16 protein-coding genes are annotated in these 23,321 nt (G+C 53.1%); 5 read left to right on the top strand and 11 right to left on the bottom strand.

The window, feature by feature from the left end:
• Positions 1-6: 6 nt before the first annotated feature.
• The 5 genes from ABDW36_RS25265 to ABDW36_RS25245 all read right to left on the bottom strand — a co-directional run bounded on the left by ABDW36_RS25265 (position 7) and on the right by ABDW36_RS25245 (position 6,372).
• Entirely contained in the window at positions 7-1,446 is a 1,440-nt protein-coding gene (locus tag ABDW36_RS25265; protein ID WP_343704728.1) for a hypothetical protein, read from the bottom strand.
• Between the two features lie 30 nt (positions 1,447-1,476).
• Positions 1,477-1,953: a hypothetical protein gene (locus ABDW36_RS25260; protein WP_343704727.1), complete on the bottom strand. Its 477-nt coding sequence runs from the start codon at positions 1,951-1,953 to the stop codon at positions 1,477-1,479.
• A gap of 213 nt (positions 1,954-2,166) precedes the next feature.
• On the bottom strand, positions 2,167-3,210 hold the full coding sequence (locus tag ABDW36_RS25255) for a fatty acid desaturase (protein WP_343704726.1): 1,044 nt from the start codon (positions 3,208-3,210) through the stop codon (positions 2,167-2,169).
• 56 nt (positions 3,211-3,266) lie between these two features.
• Complete coding sequence (locus ABDW36_RS25250) at positions 3,267-5,624, bottom strand: outer membrane beta-barrel family protein (RefSeq protein WP_343704725.1); 2,358 nt, start codon at positions 5,622-5,624, stop codon at positions 3,267-3,269.
• 190 nt (positions 5,625-5,814) lie between these two features.
• On the bottom strand, positions 5,815-6,372 hold the full coding sequence (locus ABDW36_RS25245; protein WP_343704724.1) for a GNAT family N-acetyltransferase: 558 nt from the start codon (positions 6,370-6,372) through the stop codon (positions 5,815-5,817).
• A gap of 137 nt (positions 6,373-6,509) precedes the next feature.
• Between ABDW36_RS25245 and ABDW36_RS25240 the strand changes: the two genes are divergently transcribed.
• From ABDW36_RS25240 to ABDW36_RS25225, 4 genes are all read left to right on the top strand, one after another.
• Positions 6,510-7,124 (top strand): TetR/AcrR family transcriptional regulator, encoded by a 615-nt coding sequence (locus tag ABDW36_RS25240; protein ID WP_343704723.1) that lies wholly within the window; start codon positions 6,510-6,512, stop codon positions 7,122-7,124.
• Positions 7,125-7,290: 166 nt separating this feature from the next.
• Positions 7,291-8,613: a TolC family protein gene (locus ABDW36_RS25235; protein ID WP_343704722.1), complete on the top strand. Its 1,323-nt coding sequence runs from the start codon at positions 7,291-7,293 to the stop codon at positions 8,611-8,613.
• Between the two features lie 9 nt (positions 8,614-8,622).
• Positions 8,623-9,675, top strand: coding sequence for an efflux RND transporter periplasmic adaptor subunit (locus ABDW36_RS25230; RefSeq protein WP_343704721.1), 1,053 nt, complete (start codon positions 8,623-8,625; stop codon positions 9,673-9,675).
• Positions 9,676-9,738: 63 nt separating this feature from the next.
• Entirely contained in the window at positions 9,739-12,774 is a 3,036-nt protein-coding gene (locus tag ABDW36_RS25225; protein ID WP_343704720.1) for an efflux RND transporter permease subunit, read from the top strand.
• 55 nt (positions 12,775-12,829) lie between these two features.
• On the opposite strand, the gene ABDW36_RS25220 is transcribed toward ABDW36_RS25225, so the two are convergent.
• Positions 12,830-14,647: a long-chain fatty acid--CoA ligase gene (locus tag ABDW36_RS25220; RefSeq protein ID WP_343704719.1), complete on the bottom strand. Its 1,818-nt coding sequence runs from the start codon at positions 14,645-14,647 to the stop codon at positions 12,830-12,832.
• 214 nt (positions 14,648-14,861) lie between these two features.
• Here ABDW36_RS25220 and ggpS point away from each other — a divergent pair, with 214 nt between their 5' ends.
• Complete coding sequence (ggpS, locus tag ABDW36_RS25215) at positions 14,862-17,090, top strand: glucosylglycerol-phosphate synthase (protein WP_343704718.1); 2,229 nt, start codon at positions 14,862-14,864, stop codon at positions 17,088-17,090.
• A 61-nt stretch (positions 17,091-17,151) separates the two neighbouring features.
• On the opposite strand, the gene ABDW36_RS25210 is transcribed toward ggpS, so the two are convergent.
• The 5 genes from ABDW36_RS25210 to ABDW36_RS25190 form a co-directional block, all read right to left on the bottom strand.
• The gene (locus ABDW36_RS25210) at positions 17,152-17,616 is read right to left on the bottom strand and encodes a DUF5362 family protein (protein ID WP_343704717.1); all 465 of its coding nucleotides are present in this window, start codon (positions 17,614-17,616) and stop codon (positions 17,152-17,154) included.
• Between the two features lie 63 nt (positions 17,617-17,679).
• Complete coding sequence (locus ABDW36_RS25205; RefSeq protein ID WP_343704716.1) at positions 17,680-18,318, bottom strand: hypothetical protein; 639 nt, start codon at positions 18,316-18,318, stop codon at positions 17,680-17,682.
• A gap of 299 nt (positions 18,319-18,617) precedes the next feature.
• Positions 18,618-19,247, bottom strand: coding sequence for a response regulator transcription factor (locus ABDW36_RS25200; protein WP_343704770.1), 630 nt, complete (start codon positions 19,245-19,247; stop codon positions 18,618-18,620).
• A gap of 52 nt (positions 19,248-19,299) precedes the next feature.
• Positions 19,300-22,191: a two-component regulator propeller domain-containing protein gene (locus ABDW36_RS25195; protein ID WP_343704715.1), complete on the bottom strand. Its 2,892-nt coding sequence runs from the start codon at positions 22,189-22,191 to the stop codon at positions 19,300-19,302.
• 81 nt (positions 22,192-22,272) lie between these two features.
• Positions 22,273-22,890, bottom strand: a complete 618-nt coding sequence (locus ABDW36_RS25190; protein WP_343704714.1) for a hypothetical protein — start codon at positions 22,888-22,890, stop codon at positions 22,273-22,275.
• Positions 22,891-23,321: the final 431 nt, after the last annotated feature.

Genomic DNA, 23,321 nt, shown 5'->3' with positions numbered 1-23,321 from the left:
AATTTTTTAGAAATTATATCCTACACGGAACTTGATCGGGTCTGTTTTGGGTATCTGCTGATTGGCCAGGAAGTCGTACAACAATATCAAATTCCCTTTCAGCTTGTTATTGATCTTGTATTTTTTGCTGATGCCCAGCAAGGCGCTGCGTGTCCAGCCGGTATCGTGCAACAATGGTATATTGGTGGTAAAGGCGGCATTGTAATTATACTCAAACCCGCCGTTCACGAAGAAGGTGCCTTTCAGCTTGTAATCCCCGAAAGAACGGAAGCCTATGCCCTGGTGAGAAAAACGGATGTTATCAAAACCGGTGCCCATGCCCAGTTTATAGGAGGCTCCCACGCCTACGATGCCGTTCTTGCTGAATTTGTACCCTACCTGCCCGGCAAAATCGCCGGTGGTGGGGAAGTATTGGTTGGAGCGTTGGAACTGCACATTGGTGCCAAACTCCAGCCGTTGCAGGAAACTTTTGGTTTTGAGTTCTTTGGGTTTAAAATCGGGCATGTCTGCCGCATTGTCCAGGTCGGGGAAGTTCTTTTTCAGCTCTTCAAACTGGGAGCGTGCTGCTTCCATCTGCTGGCTGACAGCCTGCCGGGCATTGGGGCCTCCGCTCCCGAGGCGCTGCTGGATGAGCTGCTCTACCTGGGTGCGGGTTTGCAGGCCGGCCAGACTCTGCTCCAGGTCTTCGCCAGACATGCCGCCGCCGCTCCGCAAGTTAAAGAGGCTGGCCAGTTGAGAGTTGCGCTGAATAAAGTCGTTATACGCGGGTAGTTTCTGCAGCAGCTCCATGGCTTTGGCTTCCGCCTTCTTGGTGTCTTTGAACACTTCCTTGTATTCATTGATCTGCTGCGCGTAGTAATAAGCTTCTTTATTGATCTTCTGCAGGTCTTTGGTAAGGCCCTGGTAGTTGCTCAGCTGGGATTTCAGCAACTGGCGCCGCTCGCGGATGTAGTTCTTTATCTGCTCTGCCTGCTGCAATTTGGCTTGCAGCTCCTTCACATTCTTCAGGGAGCCGTTGAGCTTGTCTTTCGCGCCCTTGGCCTTGCCCAGCCATTCCTTTGAATCTTTCAGAAAGCCCAGGGAGTTCTGCAGCGTGTCCAGGTAGCCGAAATATTGCCCGCCGGCAAATTTCTCCAGTTTGGCGGTTTTGCTTTTCAGTTTGGCCTTGAGCCGGCCCAGGGAGTCTATAGATTTGGTAAAAATGTTTTTGGCGGCAATACTGTCTATTTTAGCCAGCTTCTCCTGCATCTTCTTTTCCTGTTTCATCAACCGGCTGAGGGCCTTCTGGCTGCGTTTGTCCAGCTGCTTTTCGAACTGCCGGCTCTTCTGGCTTACCTGGCTCAGGTATTTCTGCGGTACTTCGTTGATGCGGGCCAAGGCGCTGTCCTGTGCCAGCGCGGGCGCTGTCAGCAGCATGAGTATAAAGGGAAGAATGCGGGTTATCATAACTAATAGATATAGGTAAATAAAAACGGGCTACGCTTCTTTCTTCTTTTTCTCCTTTGATTTCAGCTTTTTGATCACTTTTTCTTCGTTCATGATATCAAGATACATCAATCCGTTGACATGATGTAATGTACAGGACAAATAATAGGTATGTTCCTCCCCGATGATATAGTCCATCGTGATGGTATCCTTGGCCAGCCGGAGCCGCTTGTAGGGCTCGCCCAGCAACGCCACCAGGTCTGATTCGGAACAGGCGGTTTTAATGGGCAGGTGCAGGGCTTCCAGCACTTTGCCGGTAATGCCCTGCTCGTCTTTGGTAAAATCCAGGGAAATGGACTTTGTCTCGTCAGGCTCGCTGCTGAGACGGAGAAAGGTGTTGAAACCGGAAAGTTCGCCCACCCATTGCTCGCCCATAAAGTCATAGTTCTCTACCTCGCGGTAGTCGGGGCCGGTATAGAAATCGCTGAGGCGGATGTTATGGAAATCGTGGTACGCTATAATATCCATACTGAAACACTTTTTTGAAGGTCATAACCAGAAGAGAGTTTTCCATATTGCTTTCGAAAGCCATAGGTCATCAAAAGGGGAATCAGGGATTCGAGTTGCATAGGTTTAGCCGGAAAACGTTTTTCCGTAGCATAAATATAGAGCTATTTACGACATTTTTAAAAAAGCCGCCGGGAATCACACATATTGATTTTTATCATATTATCACTCCCTTCACGCCGCAATTCTCCGCGTTCTCCCCTTCAAAAAGGCCACCACCTCCTCTTCAGAGGTATACTTGTCACCGATGTTCACGAAGTGCCGCGCCAGCAGGTCATAGCGCTTGCCCATCAGGTAAGCCCATACATGCAGGAAGTGAATGCCGTCAAACACGATGGCGTCATTGCTGATGTACTCCTGGATGGTGCTGCGGAAATAATTGGGGTGTTCCGTCCAGTGCATGGAGGGTTTGATGTGATGGCTGATGTGGTAACCATCGTTCCAGCATTTGTGGTTGTACTTGGTATTGATGCAGGTGATGCTGTTCTTGTAGGGGTTGCCGGGGTCTTCCGCGCAAACGAAGGCATGCTGCGCCCAGTTGCCGAGCATCATCACAATGCGCGATATCACAAACGGAATGATGAACACTACCAGCGTGGCCGGCCAGTTTACAAAGCTCATGCCCACGCAGAAGGCCACAAAGAGAAACTCCCCGCGCACGGAGCGCACCAGCAGCTTTTTGCGTTTCTTGCGCACAAAATAGCTGGCCAGGTGGTAGATGCCGGCAAAGAGGAAGCTGCCCAGGTACGCGCCAAATCCGCGGATAGAGTCCCGCTGAAAGCGCATGGTGCTGCTTTCGTCTTCCGGCAGGTTGTTTTCCGGGTGGTGCATGCCGATGTGGTGACTGTAGTAAGTTTCCGGCGTCTGGCCAAAGAGCGGCCCCAATACCCAGGGAAGGTAATGGTTCATAATATCGTACTCTTTCCTGAAAAAGGCGCGGTGGCTGGTGCAGTGCAGCATAAGGCCGAAGGGGCCTTTGAAAATAAAATTGTTGAAAACGAGATAGGCTGCGGCCAGTATGCCCCACCACCAGCCGGTGATGAAGGGCATGTACAGCAGCACGGCCAGCGTGCCCAGCACCAGTGTAATACGGATGGTCAGGTGCACAAACGGCAGGTCCCGTTTATCACGGATAAAACGCAGGAAAAAACGGTTTACAGCAGACGCTTTAGCTGGCTCCCGGTACACCGGGTCTGAAATGGCACGGAGCGAAATCATGGTAAAACAGTTCTTGGCACTCACTGAAGATAGCCTAATTATCTGTTTATTCAAAATCAGAATCCGTCTCCGCCCATGTCCCCACCTTCATTGTTGTCGTTATTCCGCTTGCGTTTGAAGATGTTGGCGTCCATCTTGCCGAAGCGCCAGCTCACGTTCACCCGCAGCTCGCGGGAAACGCGCTTGCGGTACCGCTCGCTCTGGGAAAAGGTGGTATTGGTCCAGCTCAGGTCCCTGTCGGTATTGAAAATGTCGTTCAGGGCAAGGGCCACGGAGAAGTTCTTCTTTTTGAAGAAATCTTTTTTGAGCGCCACGTCTATCTGGTACTCCGGCGCATCTTCACCCTGCGGATTGATCTGGCGCGACTCGTATTCCCCGGTTACCTGCAGCGTGGTGCTCCAGGGCAATTTGGTATTGCTGTTCACCTTTCCGAACCACACAAAACCCTGGTTGCTGATGCCTTCGGCCTCAATGCTGGTTTGAGCAACGTTGAGGTTGGTGGTGATGTCCCAGCCCTTGGTGATCTGGTTGCGCACCGTCAATTCCGCACCATAGGTATTACGCTGGTTAGCGTTGATGGGGTAGCTCAGTACTACCTGCCGCTCCTGCCCGTCCAGTACCAGCGTGGTGTCTACGTTAAAGTTGGTGATGGCGTTGTTGGTATTGCGGAAATATACGGAAGCGAGAATGTTGTGCTTGCGGTCAAAATCTTTGAGGTAAGACAGCTCGAAGGAGTTGGTGAACTCCGGCTTCAGGGCCGGGTTACCCCTGCGGGCCGAATTGGCGTTGTACTCGATGTTGGGCAGCAGATCGCGGAACCAGGGGCGCTGTATGCGGCGGCTGTAGTTCAGCTGCAGTTCATGGTCTCCCTTGAACTTGCGCGTCATGTACAGGCTGGGAAACAGGCTGATGGGATAATCTATGTTGTAGGCCGCGTCCTTTACATTGCGCATTTCGCCGGTGTAGTAAGACTGCTCCGCCCGCAAGCCCGCCTGGAACCCGTAATCGCCAAAAGCGCCGGTGTAGCTGGCGTACGCGGCATTGATCTGTTCCGTATAGTGATAGTCGTTAGAAAGGGCTGAATCCAGCAGGAATTCGCCGGTAGCAAAGTCTTTCCCGAAGGTGTTCAGCACATTGTTGAACGTACGGGAAGTGGTGCGCAGGCCGGCCTCTATTTTGGATTTTTCGTTGATAGGGTTCACAAAGTCTATCTGGCCCGTGTAATACGTGGTATTGCCCTTGCCGTTGCCATAACGCAGCTCCGGCTGGTTGGGCGAGTTGCTGGCGTTGCCCTGCATGTCATAATACTGCAGGTCGTAATCGTTCTTGTTGGTGTTGTTGGCGCGGTTGTAGGTGAAATCAGCCGTCAGCTCGCGGCCTTCCTTGGCAAACGTGCGTTTATAGCCTATTTGCGTAGTGTAATTGCGGAAGCCATGGCGGCTGTCATTCCGGCCCAGCCCGTAGCGCACGCGGCTTTGGTGCTCGTCAAGGTCATACGTGGTCTGGCTGTTCAGGTTGTTGAAATCACCGGCGGTGATGCCCTGGGAAACGGTAATGGTGTTCCGGTTGTCTATGAACCAGTCAAAGCCCAGGCGGCCGTTCTGGAACCTGCGCCCGAAATCTCCCTCCTGGTACTGGTCAAGATATGTGGTGGTATCTGCGCCCAGGTTCTTGCGGAAAAGGTGCTGGCGCATGGGAGAGCGCCTGTCACGCAGGTTGTAGTTGGCAAAAAGGTTGATCTTGCCCTGGCGGATGTTCAGGTCAACGCCGGCGTTGGTGCTGCCGGTGGTGGAAATACCTGCGCTCACCAGTCCGTTGATGCCCGCCTTGCGGTTCTTTTTCAATACAATGTTCAGGATGCCGCTCATGCCTTCCGCATCGTATTTGGCGGAGGGGTTGGTGACCACTTCAATGTTGGCGATAGCATCGGCCGGTATCTGGTCTAGCGTAAGGGTGCTGGGGCGGCCGTCTACAAATATGGTAGGGCTGCCGTTGCGCACGCTTACATTACCGTCTATGTCAACGTTCACGGAGGGCACCTGCCGCAGCACGTCTGTAGCGGTGCCGCCAATGCTGGCCAGGTTCTTGTCTACGTTGAACACCCGCTTGTCTATCTCCATGGTGAAGGCGGGCTTCTCTCCCACCACTTCTACCGTTTGCAATGCGGTGGCAGATGTTTTCAGTTTGATGTTGCCTACGTCTAGCGACCGTTTAACGGTTACGTTCCGGAAATAGGTCTGATAGCCGATGAAAAATATTTTCAGAATATAGCTGCCGGGTTTGATGGCGCTAAAATCGAAATCGCCGTTGCCTTTGGATAGCATGCCCGTTACTACGGAAGAGTCTGTGTTTAACAATGCAACAGATGCGTATTCTACAGGTTTTCCGCTTTGTTCGTCCAATAATTTTCCCATGATCTGGGCTTGTCCTTCTCCCTGCTGCGCCCAAACCGGGGCACTTGCGCACAGGATAGCGCCGATCATTAAAATAACAAAATTCCTCATGTTTACTAATACCAGATTGATTTACACTCGGGGCTAAAGTAAACAAATTGATCTTGATGGCTTGAAATATTGGATGGATGGTAACTATCATCCGTAACTGTTACAATAACATCTTTACGAGGTGCAAATAATTTCCCCCGCTGAAGGGCACTGTCTCGTGCACCACATAACCCAGCCGCTCATACAGCCGTTGCGCATCCGGGTTTTCATCACTCACCAGCAGGCCGGTGCGCTGATGCCCTTCCGCCCTGGCTTTATCTTCGGCGGCATAAATCAGTTGCCGGCCAATGCCTTTCCCCTGGCTGGCCGGGGCTACAGCAATACTGTCCAGGTAATATTCTCCCGGCCCGGTTTCATCTCCCGGCAGGTATTGATGCCCAAACCGGTTACTGATGTAAGAGAGCACAGGCTCCCGCAGCTGTTCCAGCAGGCCGCCGTCATAGCCCACAATAATGCCGCCCAGGCCTTTTTCATCTTCAAATACCTGGGTGTTCTCATAACTGTACTGGTTGCCGGGCTGCCTGAAAAAATGCTCAAACAGCGGCTGCAGCACACCGCTATCTGTGGTGCCGGCCAGCTGGCAGGCAACGGTACGCATGGCCTGGAATAATAAGGGAACTGCCTGGGCTGCGTCTTCAGGACGGGCGTTTCTGATCATAACGCAAAGATACGGCATCTCCACAGCTGTATTCCTGGCATAACAAAAAGATACCTAGCGCCTTAGCTCATTTTCAAAAATTAAATTTGGAATTACTGAACACCGTTCATTATATTTGCATTGTAAATTTTTTATCAATGGGTATTTCAGACCGGAAAGAACGAGAGAAGCAGGAAATGAGACGCCTCATCATAGATGCGGCCATGCGCATGTTTGTGGACGAAGGGTATGAAAAAACATCCATCCGCGCCATTGCGGAGAAGATCGAGTACAGCCCGGGCACGCTGTATCTCTACTATAAAGACAAAGACGAGCTGCTGTATGAAGTACAACGTGAAGCTTTCGGGAAGTTGCTGAAAGCCCTGCAGGCAAAAGCCGTCAGCAAAGATCCCTGGAAACGGCTTTCACAGGTCATGCATACCTACGTGGAGTTCGGCCTGGCCCACCCTGATTTGTACGACCTGATGTTCATTATCCGCGCGCCTATGAAAACCGCGGAAGAAAAAGGCGACTGGAAGAACGGGGACACATGTTTCGAATACCTGGCCAACGCCATGCAGGAATGTATAGATCAAAAGCTGATACGGTACACAGATAGCCGCGTGGCCTCCCTCTCCGTATGGTCACTGGGCCATGGCCTGGTGTCACTGGAAGTACGCTGCCGGTTCAAGGTACTGCAAGTGTCTGAAGGAGATATTGCACGCATGATCAAAAAATCCATTGACGAGCATTTGAGGCTCATGAAGGCATAGAAGAAGCATTACGGCCCAAACGCGCCCGTTTAAACGTCCGGCAACAAACCACAAGCACACTATAAAACACACATAAAAAAGAGAAGCATACCACTTCTCTCTTTTTTGGACCACATACTAAACAGTGTTCATTATGTTACCAAGAATCATTTACCTACTGTTGTTTATGAATCTCCTGATGTTCAGTAACAGCAGCGCGCAATCCCGGCTGGACGGCTATATTACTGAAGCTGTACAACGCAACCAGGCCGTAAGCCGCCAGCACTTCCAGCTGGCCAAAAGCCTTTACGCCCTGCAGGAAGCCAAAGCCTTCTTTATGCCGCAGGCCTCCCTGCTGGCCAATTACACCAAAGCCGGCGGCGGCCGCACTATAGACCTGCCGCTGGGAGACCTGATGAACCCGGTGTACAACACCCTCAACGAACTGACGGCCAGCCAGAAGTTCCCGCAATTGTCTAACGAGTCCATCCTGCTCAACCCTGATAATTTCTACGATGCCAAACTGCGCACCTCCCTCCCGCTCATCAACACGGAGATCATGTACGCCAAAAAGATCAGGCAGGAAGACATTACCCGCCAGCAGGCTATTCTCAACGTGTACAAGCGGCAACTGGTGAAAGATGTGAAAACGGCATATTACCAGTACTTCCAGGCCGTGCGCGCGGTAGAAGTGTACAACAATGCGCTGAAGCTGGTGCAGGAAAACATCCGCGTCAACCAGAGCATGCTCCGCAACGGCATCCGCAACAGCACTTCATTGACCCGCGCGCAAACGGAACTGCAGCGGGTGGAGGCCTCCATTACGCAGGCCCGCAACCGGCAGCGCAACGCCCGCTCTTATTTCAACTTTTTGCTGAACAGGCCATTGGCAGACAGCATTGAGCTGGACAGCGCCACCCTGGCCATACCCGCCGCCCTTCCCGATGCCGGCATACAACAAAGGGAGGAGCTGAAACAGCTGCAAACCACGCATACCATCGCCTTGCTGGCGGAGAAAAAAGAACAGTCGCTTTTCACGCCCAAAGTCAGCACCTTCCTTGACCTGGGCAGCCAGGGCTTTAACTGGGATTTCGATAACAAGACACGCTATTATCTCTGGGGCGTAAATCTGCAGTGGGACATCTTCACCGGCGGCCAGCGCAAACAGCGTATCAAACAGGCGCGCGCAGACGCGTCCATTGCGCAAACGGCCTACAGCGAAGCGCTGCAGGGGCTTGAGCTGGAGCTAAACCGCGCGCAGAACAACTATAACTCCGCCTGCGCCTCTTTCCGCATTGCGCAAACGCAGCTGCAGCTCTCCGAAAAGTATTTTTCCGACCAGCAAAAGGTTTACCGCGAAGGGCAGCTGCTCTACATAGAGCTGCTTGACGCGCAGGACCAGCTCACCCAGGCGCGGCTGCAAGTGCTGCAGGCATGGGCGGAAGTACAGGTATCCGCGGCAGATGTAGAACGCGCACAGGCATCTTATCCTTTACAAACCATTCAATAATCAGACTATATGAAACCGCATTTTCTTCCCCTGTTATTCATGGCCGCGGCTGCGCTGCAGTCTTGCGGCAACGGCAATGCCGCATCAGGCATCCCGGAGCAAACGGCCATTCCCGTCAGGCTGATGCCGCTCACCAGCTCCTCTTCCGCCGCCAGCATACCCGTTTCAGGCACCTTCACCACGGATGACGAAGTGCTGCTGTCTTTCAAAACGGGCGGCATCATACAGCGCATTACCGTAAAAGAGGGCGATGCCATCCGCCAGGGCCAGACGGTGGCCGTGCTCAACCCGGTAGAAATAGACGCCCAGGTGCAGCAGGCCAGGCTGGCCTTTGAAAAAGCCACACGTGACCATCAGCGGGCGCAAAATCTTTACAATGACAGCGTGGCCACGCTGGAGCAGCTGCAAAACGCCGCCACCGCCATGGAAATGGCACGGCAACAGCTGAACACCGCGCAGTTCAACAGGAACCACAGCGTTATTACCGCTCCCCGCAACGGCTTTGTTTTACGCAAGCTGGCGGAAGAAGGCCAGCTGGTGCAGCCGGGCACGCCCATTTTGCAAACCAACGGCGCCGCCTCCGGCAACTGGCTGCTGCGCGCCGCCCTGAGCAACAAGGAATGGGCCGCCATCAAGGTGAATGACAAGGCTGATGTACAGATAGAATCCGTGCCCGGGAAAACCTTCAGCGGTACAGTGGCACGCCGTTCCGAAGGTATAGACCCCGCCAGCGGCGCTTTCCGGATAGACATCCGCATTACAGGGGAAAAACCGGCCAACATTGCTTTCGGCATGTTCGGCAAAGCGGTGGTGCACACCAGCAACAGCGCCGCGCCCGCCGGCTGGGCCATCCCGTATGATGCGCTGTTGGATGGAGACGGCAGCACGGGTTATGTATTCGTCACAAACGACGGTAAAACGGCCCGCAAGGTAAAAGTAACGGTCAGCGGCATGGAAAAAGAACACGTGTTCATCAGTCACGGGCTTGAGAACGCCGGCCAGCTCATCATTGCAGGCAGCGCCTACCTGCGTGACAGCAGCCGCATTCACATCATCCAGTAAAACATGAACCGATGAAACAAGCCTGTTCCATCGGCCCCGTTTTAAAAAATCAAATATGAACCGATGAAAATATCAGCATATGCCGTCAAGAACTACCAGTTCACGCTCGTCATCTTTATGATGATCATAGCCCTGGGCGTTACCACCATCCTGAACATGCCCCGGTCTGAAGACCCGGAAATGCACTCTCCCACCTATTCCGTGGTGGTAGTGTACCCCGGCACCAGCCCGAAGGATATGGAGGAACTGATCGTAGACCCGCTGGAAAAAGAGATACATGGCCTGGAAAACATTCTCCGCATCCGCACCAGCATCAGCGACGGGCTGGCGGTACTGCGGGTAGACTACAAATACAACAGCAACGTAGACGACAAATACCAGGAAATGGTGCGCGTGGTCAACAACAAACGCCGCGATCTGCCTGACAATATTGACATAGAGGTGCGCAAGTTTCAGCCCTCGGACGTAAACATCATGCAGGTGGCGCTCATTTCCGAAAATGCCCCCCGGGACCGGTTGAAGTTCTACGCGGAAAAGCTGCAGGACGAGCTGGAGAAGCTGACCCCGCTAAAGAAAGTAGAGATATTCGGCCTGCCGGACCAGCAGGTGCGTGCGGAGCTTGACCTTGAAAAAATGGCGCAGATGGGCCTGCCGCTCAACAACGTCATCAGCAGCCTGCAAAACGAAACCCTGAGCATTCCCGGCGGCAGCATAGAAGCCGGCAACCGCAGCTTCAATATCAAAACCAGCGGCAACTTCCATTCCATGGACGAGATACGCAATACCATTGTGTACACCAGCAATGGCCGCAACGTATACCTGAAAGACATTGCCAAGGTATACTACGGGTATGCGGACGAAACCTATCACACCCGCCTGAACGGCTTCCGCAGCGTATTTGTGGCCGCGGCGCAGAAAGAGGGTGAAAACATCAGCAAAACGCAGCAGCTGTACAAACCGGTGCTGGAAGCCTTCCGGAAAACGCTGCCGGCCAATATAGACATGGTGGAGCACTTTGACCAGGCGGAGAACGTGAACCGGCGGCTGGGCAGCCTGGGCGTTGACTTCCTCATTGCCATTGGCCTGGTGGCCATTACCCTGCTGCCGCTGGGCTTCAGGCAGGCGGTGATAGTGATGATCTCCATCCCGCTTTCCCTGGCCATCGGCATTGTGCTGCTGCAGCTCTTCGGCTACAACCTCAACCAGCTCAGCATTGTAGGCCTGGTGGTGGCCCTGGGCCTGCTGGTAGACGACAGTATTGTGGTGGTGGAAAACATAGAACGGTGGATGCTGGAAGGCCACAGCGCGCTGGAAGCCACACTGAAAGCCACCAGGCAGATTGGCCTGGCCGTGGTGGGCTGTACCGTTACGCTCATCATTGCCTTCATGCCGCTGGTGTTCATGCCGGAGGGCGCGGGAGATTTCATCCGCGGGCTGCCCATGGCCGTAATATTCTGTGTGCTGGCTTCCATGGTGGTATCCCTCACCATCATCCCCTTCCTTACCAGCAAGCTGCTGAAGCCGCATACCGGCCACCCGGACGGCAACATTTTTATGCGCGGCCTCAAAAAGATCATCCACGGCAGCTACGCGCGGCTGCTTGACAAAGCGCTGCAACGCCCGGTGCTCACGCTGGTGGCTACCCTGCTCATCTTCGGCGGCTCACTGGTGGTGTTCAACCTCATCGGCTTCAGCCTCTTCCCCGCGTCTGAAAAGCCCCAGTTCCTGGTGAACATCACGGCGCCCCCGCAGTCCAGCATCGGGTACACCAACAGCATTGCGCGGCAAATTGAACAGGCCCTGCAGCAGGAAAAAGCGGTACGCTACTTTGCCACCAACGTAGGCAAAGGCAACCCGCGCATTTATTACAACGTGGTGCAGGAAAACGAGCGGAGTGACTTTGCGCAGATATTCGTACAGCTGCAGCCTGATACGGACCAGCGCACCAAAGCCGCCGTTATGGAAAAGTTCCGCAAGGCATGGACGCCCTACCCTGGCGCCAAAGTGGAAGTGAAAAACTTTGAACAGGGGCCGCCTGTAGTGGCCCCGGTAGAGGTGCGCCTCTTCGGAGACAACCTGGACACGCTGCGCCGCCTGGCGGCCCATGTGGAGCAGATGCTGCAGCAAACGCCTGGTACCATGTACATAGATAACCCGGTAGACCTGCTGAAGAGTGACATCCGCGTGGCCATTCAACCTGAAAAAGCGCAACAGCTGGGCGTGCCTTTTGTGCAGGTAGACCGCACCGTGCGCCTGGCCGTAGCCGGCCTTTCCCTGGGCAAATACACAGACCATAACAGCAACGACTACGAAATACTCCTCACCCGCGCGCGTGACGGCAGGCCCACGCTGGACGTGTTCAACAACCTCTACGTCAACAACCTGCAAGGCCAGGCCATCCCTCTCTCGCAGGTGGCGGAGCTGAAAATGGAAACTTCCCCGGTCAACATCAACCACCAGGAAAAAAGAAGAGTAGTGTCTGTAAAAGCATTTGTGAAAGATGGTTTCCTGGTAAGCCGCGTGATAGGGGACGTAACCGGCAAAATGGACGCCATGCGCCTGCCCGTTGGCTACAGCTATGAAATGGGTGGCGAAGTGGAAAGCGCCAAACAGTCTTTCGGCGGCTTCCAGTCTGTGATACTGGTTACCGTGTTCCTGTTTATTGCAGTGCTCATCCTGGAGTTCCGCACCTTTAAAAGCACGCTTATTATTCTCTCCGTTATTCCGCTGGGCATTGTGGGCGCCGCGCTGGCGCTGTGGTTTACCGGCAACACGCTTTCTTTTGTGGCTATCATCGGGCTGATTGCGCTGGCGGGTATTGAGGTGAAGAACACCATCCTGCTGGTAGACTTCACCAACCAGCTCCGTGCCCAGGGCAAAAGCCTGGATGAAGCCATCCGTGAAGCGGGCGAAGTGCGCTTCCTGCCCATTGTGCTCACCTCACTTACGGCCATAGGCGGCCTCATCCCCATTGCGGCTTCCAGCAACCCGCTTATTTCACCGCTGGCCATTGTGCTCATTGGCGGGCTGGTCAGCTCCACCCTCCTGTCAAGGCTGGTAACGCCGGTGGTATACAAGCTGATACCGCCTAAAGTATAAGCATTAAAAAAGCCCTGAAACGCAATGTTTCAGGGCTTTTTTCCAACAAGTACATTTAGCTGTGCGTTGCCGCAGATTCATAAATTTTATCTATCACATCCTTGTATTTCTCCAGGATGGTTTTACGTTTCAGGCTCAGCTTGGGCGTCATTTCACCGGTATCCACGCCCCATTCCCTTGGCATCAGCTCAAATTTCTTGATCTGCTCCACATGGTTGAAAAAGCCGTTGTAACGGTCTACCACTTTCTGGTACATGGCTATCACATCGGGGTTTTTCACCGCTTCCTCGTTGCTGGTGAAAGGGATACTGTTCTGCGCCATCCATTTTTTCAGCATGTTGAAAGAAGGCACTATCAGCGCTGATACAAATTTCTTTTCGTTGCCCACTACCATGATCTGCTCAATGAAGGGGCTTTCTTTGGCCTTGTTCTCAATGGGCTGCGGCGCTACATATTTACCGCCGCTGGTTTTGAACAACTCTTTCTTGCGGTCTGTGATCTTGAGGAACTTGCCGTCTATGAAAGTGCCGATATCTCCCGTATGCAGCCAGCCGTCTATCACCGTTTCCGCAGTGAGGTCAGGCCGCTTGAAGTACCCCATCATCACGGAAGGGCCTTTCACGCAAATTTCGCCCTCTTCCGTCAGCTTCACCTCCTGCCCTTCAATAACGGGGCCGGTGGTGCCAAACCGGGTGTTCTCCGGCCTGTCACGCCGGTTTACGCTGATCACCGGGCTGTTTTCCGTGGGGCCGTAACCTTCGTACACCGGTACCTGCGCCGCATTGAAAATGCGCAGCAGGTTTTCCTGGCAGGCGGCGCCGCCGGTTACAATAAAGGTGATGCGGCCGCCCAGGGCTTCCCGCCATTTGCTGAAGATGAGTTTGTTGGCCAGCTTCAGCTGCGTATCGTACCACCAGCCGTTGCTGATGTTGTTATCATATTTTTTCCCAAGGGCCACGGCCCAGAAGAACAGCGCACGTTTAATGCCTTTCAGCTCGTTGCCCGTGCTCATGATCTTCTCGTACACTTTTTCCAGCAGCCGCGGCACGGTGGTAAACCCGTCTGGCCGCACTTCTTTCAGGTTATCCCCTATCTTGTCCATGCTCTCCGCATAGTACGCGCCTATGCCGCTGAAAAGATAGATGTAGGTACACATCTTCTCGAAAATATGGTTCAGGGGCAGGAAGCTCAGTACCTTCTGCTCCGGCGCGTCCGGGAAGGGAAAGCTCTTTTTGGAATTGAACACGTTGCTCACAATGTTTTTGTGCGTGAGCATTACGCCTTTGGGCGTACCCGTAGTGCCGGAAGTATAGATGATAGTGGCCAGGTGGTCTTCGCTGATGGTGGGACGTATATCTTCTACCTGCTGCAGCAGCGCGTCTGTGGCCAGGTCTGTCACCTTGCTCCAGTGGTCTGCACCGGGTATTTCCTCAAAGGTGTAAATATTCTTCAGAGCAGGTACGCGGTCTTTCAGCTCCCGTATTTTCTGCAACAGGTCAAGACTGCTGATAAAGATGTACTGCACGCCCGCATCGTTCAGGATGAACTCTATCTCTTTCGGATTGGTAGTGGGATAAAGCGGTACCAGCACGGCGCCTGTCTGCTGTACGGCCAGGTCTGTAAACACCCATTCAGGCCGGTTGTTGCTGATGATCGCAATTTTGTCTGCGCCTTCCGCCGTAAAGTCTTTACCGCCAACGCCCAGTGCCAGCAGGCCTGCACTGAACCGGTTCACGATCTGCTGCACCTGCGCCGTGCTCCAGGGCTTCCAGAGCCCGTCTACTTTCGATACAAGCATATCAGGTTTAGGGAACCTCTCCAGCTGGTACGCTACCGCATCAAATAATCGTTTTGGTGCTGTGGTCGATTTCATTGTCATATATTGACAATATAATAAAAATCCGGTAGTTTTCAAGAGATATAGCCAGTATATATTCTTTATATGTGCCTCATCGTCACCAATATCGCCAAATTGTCACCCTCCCGTCCCTCATTTTTTCGTACCTTTGCAGTCGCTATTCAAACCCGAAACCCCGGTACTGCCAACGGTTACGAGCGTACTTATTCTTTCACTAAAATTATAATGCATGATTCTAGCAACAGACCTGGACGGAACTTTTTTAGGAGGAACTGACCAACACAAGGAACACTTATACAATATCATCCGTGAGAACGACAGCTTCCGGCTGATCTTTGTAACAGGCCGTGGTGTGGAAAGCATTCTGCCTTTATTGAATGATCCGGTGATACCCAGGCCTGACTACGTAATTTGTGACGTGGGGGCCACCGTGCTGGACGGCACAACCCTGCAGCCTATACAACCTATCCAGAACAATATAGAAAGCAAATGGCCCGGCAAACAGTTCATCATGGAACAGATGCAGCATATTAACGGCCTGCGCCTGCAGAACGTGCCGCAGCAACGCCGCTGCTCGTTCTTCTTTGATGATGAAAATATCAAGTCGAAAATTGCAGACCTGGAAAGATCGCTCAATTGCGATATCATTCTCTCCGCCAATAAATTCCTGGACGTACTGCCCCGCGCCGTGAACAAGGGCACCACGCTGCAACATCTCGTTGAGCTGCTGCAAATACCGGAGCAGGACGTGCTGGTAGCAGGAGATACCCTGAATGATCTTTCCCTCTACGGCCGCGGCTTCAAAGGCGTGGTAGTGGGCGAGGCGGAACACGCGCTGACCACCGCCACCCGCGAGCTGAGCGACGTGTACATATCAGACACCGCCGGCGCAGGCGGCATCCTGGAAGCGCTGGACCACTTTACGGATTTCAAGCCTTTTTATAAAGAAAAGGCGCCGCTGCCAATGCCCAACAGCTCCACCCAGCTGGTGATGCTGTATCACCGCTTCCCTTTTGAAACGGTGGAAATAGACGGCAAAAAAGTGCGCCGCTCACCCAAGAGCCCCAACGGCATCATCCCCACGCTCACCAACTTTTTCAAGTCACAGCGCCCCGGCTTGTGGGTGGCCTGGCAAGAGAAGCAGGATGGGCAGGAAACCGTGGAGAACTTCCATATAGACAAGGAGCAATACCCACACCTGGTGGCCAGTCCGGTACTGATGGAAAAGGAAGACATAGACATCTTCTACAAACTCTTTTCCAAGGAGGCTTTCTGGCCTGCCATTTTTTCGTTTACCGAAAAGGTGCAGTTCAATCACGAGCATTGGGAACACTACCTGAAAATAAACCGCCTGTTTGCGGAAAAAGCCGCGGCGGAAGCGGAGCAGAACGCCATGGTGTGGATACATGATTATAACCTCTGGATGGTACCCGGCTACCTGCGCCAGCTGCGGCCAGACCTGAAGATCGGTTTCTTCCACCACACGGCCTTCCCCGCCGCCAATACCTTCAACATCATTCCCTGGCATGGAGAGATCATTGGCAGCTTGCTGCAGTGCGACTATGTGAGCTTTCACATCCCGCGCTACGTAGAGAATTTCGTAGACGTGGTTAAAAGCCATATGCCCGTGAAAATAACGGAGCAGGTGAACTGCGCTCCGCGCTTCCTCACCTACAGCGCCGCCATGGGCACCGGCACCATGACGCGAGAAATTGACACCGGCCGCCGCAAAGTGAGGCTGGGCGCCAACCCTGTAGGCGTGCACGTAGATTACATCAAAGAGCTGACGGAGAAAGAGGAAACGCAGCAAATGATAGCCGAACTGAAAAAGCAGACCAGCGGCAAAAAGACCATTCTCAGCATAGAGCGGCTGGATTATGTGAAAGGCCCGCTGGAAAAGATCAAGGCCTTCCACCAGTTCCTGGAAGAACATCCCAACCTGCACGGCAAAATAGAATTGATCAACATCTGCACGCCGCCGGCCAGCGGCATGAAGATCTACGAACAGGTGCAGCAGGAACTGGAGCAGCTGATCGGGAAAATCAACGGGCAGTATTCCCGCATAGACTGGGTGCCCATCCACTTCTTCTTCCGCTCCTTCTCCTTTGCAGAAGTGCTGGCCTACTACGCCGTATCAGATATAGCGTGGATCACGCCGCTGCGTGACGGCCTGAACCTGGTGGCCAAGGAGTACGTTGCCGTACAGGGCCTGAACCCTGAATCTGAAGGCGCGCTGGTACTGTCTGAATTTGCCGGCGCTTCCGTAGAATTGCCCACGGCCATTCTCACCAATCCGTATGACAATGCGTCTATGAAAGAAAGCCTGTTGCGGGCCATAGCCATGAACAAGCAGGAAAGGCAGCTCAGGATGAAGCGGCTGTTCCAGAACGTGAGCCACTTCAATATTGAGTACTGGGCGGACGAGTTCATGCAGGAGCTCAGGAACGCGGGAGAATAACATAAAAAATGCCGGGTAAACGCCCGGCATTTTTTTATGAACAAAATATTTTTTCTCCTGCCTACATCGCCGCGGAAAACGCGATCACCCCAAACACCATGGCCAGCAATGCAAAGCCCAGCATAATGATGGTCAGCACCCCCACAAATTTGAACAGTGATTTCAGGTTGGAGAACGAGCTGTTCAGCACATCCTGGTCGCTGTTGCGCAGGGCTTCCTGCATACGTGTGGCAAAGCGGTAAAGGTATATATAAGGGAACACGCTGATAATGCCGAACACGATATAGAACACCATGGTGAATTTCCGGCTATAGGAACTGTAAAGAGCATAACTCTCTCCTTCCAGCCCTTCCATACCTTCCGGCAGCGAGCCCATGATGAGGCTGGCAGACAAGCCGCCGATGAGCATCAAGGCGCACATTATAAAGCCGATAATGGCCAGGAATTTGGCCCAGCGGGCCGCCTCAGACAGAAAGCCGGTAGATTCGTTATCGATCCGCAGATCGAACAGGTTGTTAGTTTCCATTAGATAGATTTGATACCTAAATTATCATTTTTTATAATGCCTTGTATATGGAGGGACAAAAATTTAGGTAAAAAGCTGGGGTTCTCCTTTACAGGAAACCACTTCCGCTGCAATAAGGCAATATTCATTGAAAGTAAGGTGGTCAGGGTCCAATTGCAAACTGATAGCTACCGCAGGTAGTGCCTCACAAAATTCTCTATATTCCTGTTGCAAAGTCAGGTACCCTGAAATATATTTCCGGCCGGAGGCGGTAACAAGCCAGTCCCTCACATGTTTGATCACAAGCATTGGATCTCCATTATGCGCTTTGGTATCTACGCCGTTCAGATCTGAAATGTATTGCTGGTAGAGGTACTTCCTGCGCTCCAATATCAACGCGTTCTTCGCTCGCTGCGGCTTTTGACCAAAACGTTTGGCGCCATAAAAAACGCCCAGCTCGAAAGGCATATTGAACCTGGGAAGACCATTGTGGTTTAATTCAATCCTGGAGATGTCATGAATGCCGTAGCGGCAGTTCTGAATGTATCGTGTTATTTTATCCAACCGGAAGTCTGTACCGTTATCTTCATTCAAAGCACACTGTGGAACAAAGCCGCACCGGTAAATCGTGTATATAATTGCGTGAAGAAGCGGAGTATACTCTTCATCAAACGGGCAATTAACAAAAACAAGGTTGTTATAGTCTACTTGTACTACTGCCATGTAACAGCATCTAAGCTAATTCGGAGGTGTCCGTTTTACGACGGCACCTTCTTGTTTGTTGGTTTTTTCTTCGGTCTCATAGTGAGAAGACCATCCCTGTATGCCTGCCTTACGGCCTCACGAACTTGCTCACGGGTAACAGAAGCCGGGCGGTCAGTCATTTCTATTTTTACACTTTGTTTCATGCAACGAATCTATCATTTTTTGCTGCTCGTCCCAACTTTTTTTTCTCACATCCGGCACAAAAAAAGGCTGTCTTCTGCAAGACAGCCTGTCATTAGGGACCAAGGATAAAAAAATCAGTTTCCGTTCCTGTATTTTCCGGTGATCAGCGCATGCCTGTTGTTCACCTCCAGTTTCTGGTAAATATTTTTGATGTAGGTTTTAATGGTTTCCAGTGAAACGCCGAGGCGGGTGGCCACTTCCTTGTTGGTGAGGCCTTCTTCAATAGCCTGCAGGGTTTGCGCTTCGCGGGGGGTGAGCTTTTCCAGCAGGTTGTCTGTGGAGCGCGGGTTGAAATACGCCACTACCTTGCGGGCAATGCCGGGAGACATGGGTGCGCCGCCTTCCATTAACGTTACTACTGCTTCCTTGATCTTCAGCAGCGGCGTTTGTTTGTGCAGGTAGCCGGTAGCGCCGGCGCAAAGGGCCTGGAAAATTTTCTCCGGCTCTTCATATACGGTCAGCATCATCACCTGGCAGCGCGGCGACCTTTTTTTGATGAGGGGTACGCCCTTGATGCCGGAAAGCCCCGGCAGGCCGATGTCTGACAATACAAGATCAAGCTCCGTACCGGCGGGCCATTGCTCCAGGAACTGCTCTACGGTAGGGGCGGATACCTTGCAGGCAAAACCTGCCTGCTCATTGAAAAATTCCGCGAGCGTGTTGCGGATGTCTGCATCATCTTCTATCAAACCCAGGTTGATCATGGTCACAAATATGTATTGTTAGTACGAGAAAATGTATCCCCTATTGGGGGGATCAGGCGGGTATTTCCAGCAGCAGCACAAAATCGTTGTCCTTTTTTTCCGCCTCCAGGCGGCCCTTCATGCGGGCGGCGCGTAAGCGCATCTGTTCCATGCCGCGGCCACCCTGGTATTGTTTCATTTTACCATTTACGCCGGTGCAGCTGTTGGTAACACGCAGGCAGATATGTTTCTGGAAGGCCAGCTGCACTTTAATGCAGGGCTCGCTGCTGTAGCGGGCGGCGTTGTTGGTGGCTTCCTTGAATATCAGGAAAAAGTTCTGCCGCACAGACTGGCTCAGCGGGCGCGCCATGTAATCACCCTCCAGTTCGAATATGCATTTAATGTCAAGATCGTTCTGCAGGTTGCTGAGGTAGTCGCGCATGCGGGTCACCAGGTCTGCCGCGGTATCAAAACGCGCATCTATAGACCATACCATGTCACTCATGGTGCTGAGCGCGTGTTTGCTGGAGTCTGCAATTTTCTGCAGCGCCGCCTTGTCCTGGTGCCGCATGCTCAGGTGATCTGCCTGGAAGTAGATGCGCGTGAGCGAGCTGCCTACTTCGTCATGCAGGTCTCCCGCTATTTTGGTACGCAGTTTTTGTTCCCGTAAAACCTGCTGCATGCGGTACCGGAAAAACAGCCAGCCGCAAAGCAGCAGGCCCATGCCGCAGAGCACCTTGAACCACCAGGTCTGGTACCATGCGGGATGAACTATCAGCGGAACGGCCAGCAGCGTGGTGTAGCTGGTACTCCCGTTGAGGCGGGCCGCCAGCTGTATATTGTAACGGCCGGGCGCCAGGCCTGCAAAGCTCATTTCCCGCTGGCGCCCTATTTCCAGCCAGGGTGCATCTGTGCGCGTGCGGTAGTAATATGCCTGGTTGGCAGCCGCGTCTATGCCGCCAAAGCGCAGGGAAAAGTACTCCACCCCCGCCGCTATTTCCAGCTGCTCCGGCTTTTGATAAGGTAAGGTATATACATGTTCAGCGGCGCCATCTCCATTGCTGAAGCTGAAACCCGTGAAATGCAGGGGAATGGAGGCCTGACGGCGGAAGCGCTGCAGGTCTTCCATCCTGAACGTTGTAATCCCGTTAATAGTGCCAAGATATATGCGGCCGCCGGCTACACAGGTGGAAGAATGGTTGAACTCGTTAGACGGCAGGTTATGCATGCGGGTATAATTGCTGATCTGCCGCGTTTGCAGCTGTATAACGCTCAACCCGTGATCAGTACCGGCTACCACCTCGTTGCCCTGCCGCAGTATAAAATACACCGCGTTGCCCGCCAGGCCGTTTTCCGTGTTCAGCTCCCGTATCACCGCTCCTTTTTCATCCAGTATCAGCAGGCCCCTGCCGTTAGTGCCCGCCCACAGCTCCCGGCCAAACTGCTGCACCTGGTACATGGGTACGTCCGTCAGCCGCTGCAGCCGGCCTGTTGACGGCTCCCAGGAAAAGAGGCCGGCAATAGTGGCAAAGTACCGGAGCTTGCCCGCGTTCAGTATGCCGTACACCTTGGAACGTTGCAGCCGCGGCCAGTCTTTCCCGGCACGCAGGTAAGCAGAACGCCCGCTGGCCGGGTTGATGCGGAATACGCCGTTATACCCCCCTACCCAAACAATGGAATCATTTTCCCGGAGCAGGCTGGTGTAATAGAGGTCTGTGGCACGGTCTTCCGGGCGGGTATGCAAGGTGTCTCCCACAATACGCTCAAAGCGGTTTTCCGCAATGTGGTACCATTGAAGGCCGTCACCTTCCGTGGCCAGCAACAATTTTTTTTCGTCCCATAACAGGCTGGCGTATACGAATATATTGCCCAGCACCTTTTTTTCGCCGGTGCGTTCATTGATGCTTACAAAACCATTACTGTACGTGCCTGCGTACAACAGGCCGTTGGGATGCAGGAGAATGCTGCGCACGCTGTTCATGGCCAGTTCAAAGGGGTTTACCAGCAGGTTGGCAAAAGGCGTTTGCACCGCTTCCAGTTCCGCTATGCTTTTGCTGAGGGAGATGTAAACCTTGTTGCCCGATGTGCGCACGTCTGAAGCACGCAGGCCGGCAAGGTCCACGTCAAGCCCCTTCATTCTTTCCGTAACCTGGCCGGTAGCCGGGTTATAGGAAAAGAGGCCGCGTTTGTTCACCAGGAAGCCCGTTTCGCCGCCCGGCAGGGAGAACAGGAATTCACGCTTGCCGCTGTTCAGCGTATCATTGAAGGGAGCCGGCAGCAGCCTCAGCCGGCGGGTTTCCAGGTTATAAGAATGCAGCCCTTTGCCGGCAATGTTAAGCAGCACTTCATCCTTCCCCTGGCAGTACACAGGCCCGGTAACGCGTTCCCGCAGGCCTGGGTCTTGTACTGTGCCGTCAGGGCTGACGCAAAGCAGCCGGCCATTGCTCACCACCACGAGGCGGCCCTGCCCGGTCTCTTGCAGGAAGCTGATAGCGCCCCGGGAAGGCTTGGAAGGGAAATTCCTGGCAAGATCGGCCACCAGCTCCAGCCCGTTTCCTTTTACACGCAACAAACGGCCGTCGTTAGTGCCCAGGTAGATGTCCCCGTTCCGGCTTTCACATATTTCCGTTACATACAGCTCCTGCTCCTGCGGCAAACCGATGGTTTGTGTTTGCCAGCGGCGCAGGTCAAAGCGGGTGAGGCCGGTACGCGTGCCTATCCAGATACGGTCCCTTGAATCTGCGAAGATGGTGTTGATGAAATTGCCGGTAATAGCGGGCCGGCTTACCTGGTTGAAGGTAAGCAACTGGTTCCCGTCATACCGGTGCAGCCCGCTGCTGGAAAAAAACCAGAGGAGGCCGGCACGGTCTGCCGTAGCACAGTTGATGGTAGCGTCGCGCAACGCTTCGGGCAGGTCGATATAACGGAAGCGGTAACCATCACCTGCGGTTACCCAGAAGGGCAAACAACATAAAAAACAAATGAACCGGGATAGTCTCGTTGCCTGGATATTCTGCATACCGGTTGTAAATATACTCCGGCAGGCTTATAATACACGTATGGCCCCCTCCATTTTTTGCTTCATGCTCATGAACACGCCCAGCAACTGCTGGTGATCAATTTCAAGAGCGGGGCGCTTGTATTGCAGGAACTTCTCCTGGTCATTGAGGCGGGGCCAGAAGATATGCTGGTAATAATAGGCTATCAGTGATTCAATAATGGCATGATCGCGGAACTCCTGCAGGTGGGAGGTATCTGCCAGTGAATTGGCATAGTCCCCGAAGAGGTCTATAAAGTTGGAAAGGCCGTCCAGCGCCTCGAGGCTCAGCTTTTTGCTCCTGATCTGCCGGGCAATGCGGTCTACCTTGTAGGTGTTGCAGGTTTCCGGCTGCAGGTCTGCCACGGCGTCCAGCCAGTGCAGCAGGCGGGGCGACGCCTCCAATGCCGGCAAATGAGTTTGTATGGTGGCGGCCACCTCCGCCAGGCTGGCTGCGGCAAACACCTGCTGGTTGCGGAAGGTCAGCAGCTTGTCTCCCCCCTGGTGGTCTGTATACCAGATAAGGTACACGGGCGCGCCCAGCGCCGCTGAATCGTACTCAACGATCCAGGTATCGTGCTCTCCGCAGATCGCTTCAAACCGTGTCTTTATATATTGTTCTGGCATAATCTGGCTGTAACCATGCGTTTACGGAGTATAAATATATGCTATTTTTTAATTATTTATAACAAAGGTAGGTGTTTTTTTCCGGTGAGGCGAAAATGAGGCACATAGTGGGGGCATTCCGGGTAACAGTATGGCAATCTGGTAGCGGTAGTTGATACGAGGTAAGTACCCGGCAGGTTCCAAGTACGTATGAAGTACGTATGAAGTACCCTTATATAAGGGGGTACTTCATACGTACTTGGAAGGTACTGCAAACGTACTTGGAACGTACTTGGAATACCTGAGCGCAACATTGTGTCCCAGCTGGTCTTGTCCTGATATAGGTTTACACCTTGGTTTAGAAAATACTGATATTGGTTTACAATGCTCAAAACTAATCCTGATTCCGGCTTACAGGGTGAATTTTTGGTCCTGGTTACGGTTTACAGGCG

The sequence above is a fragment of the Chitinophaga sp. genome, assembly GCF_039596455.1.
Taxonomy (GTDB): Bacteria; Bacteroidota; Bacteroidia; order Chitinophagales; family Chitinophagaceae; genus Chitinophaga.
The sequence above is the reverse complement of the archived record's forward strand: the minus strand, read 5'-3'. Positions and strand labels throughout refer to the sequence as shown.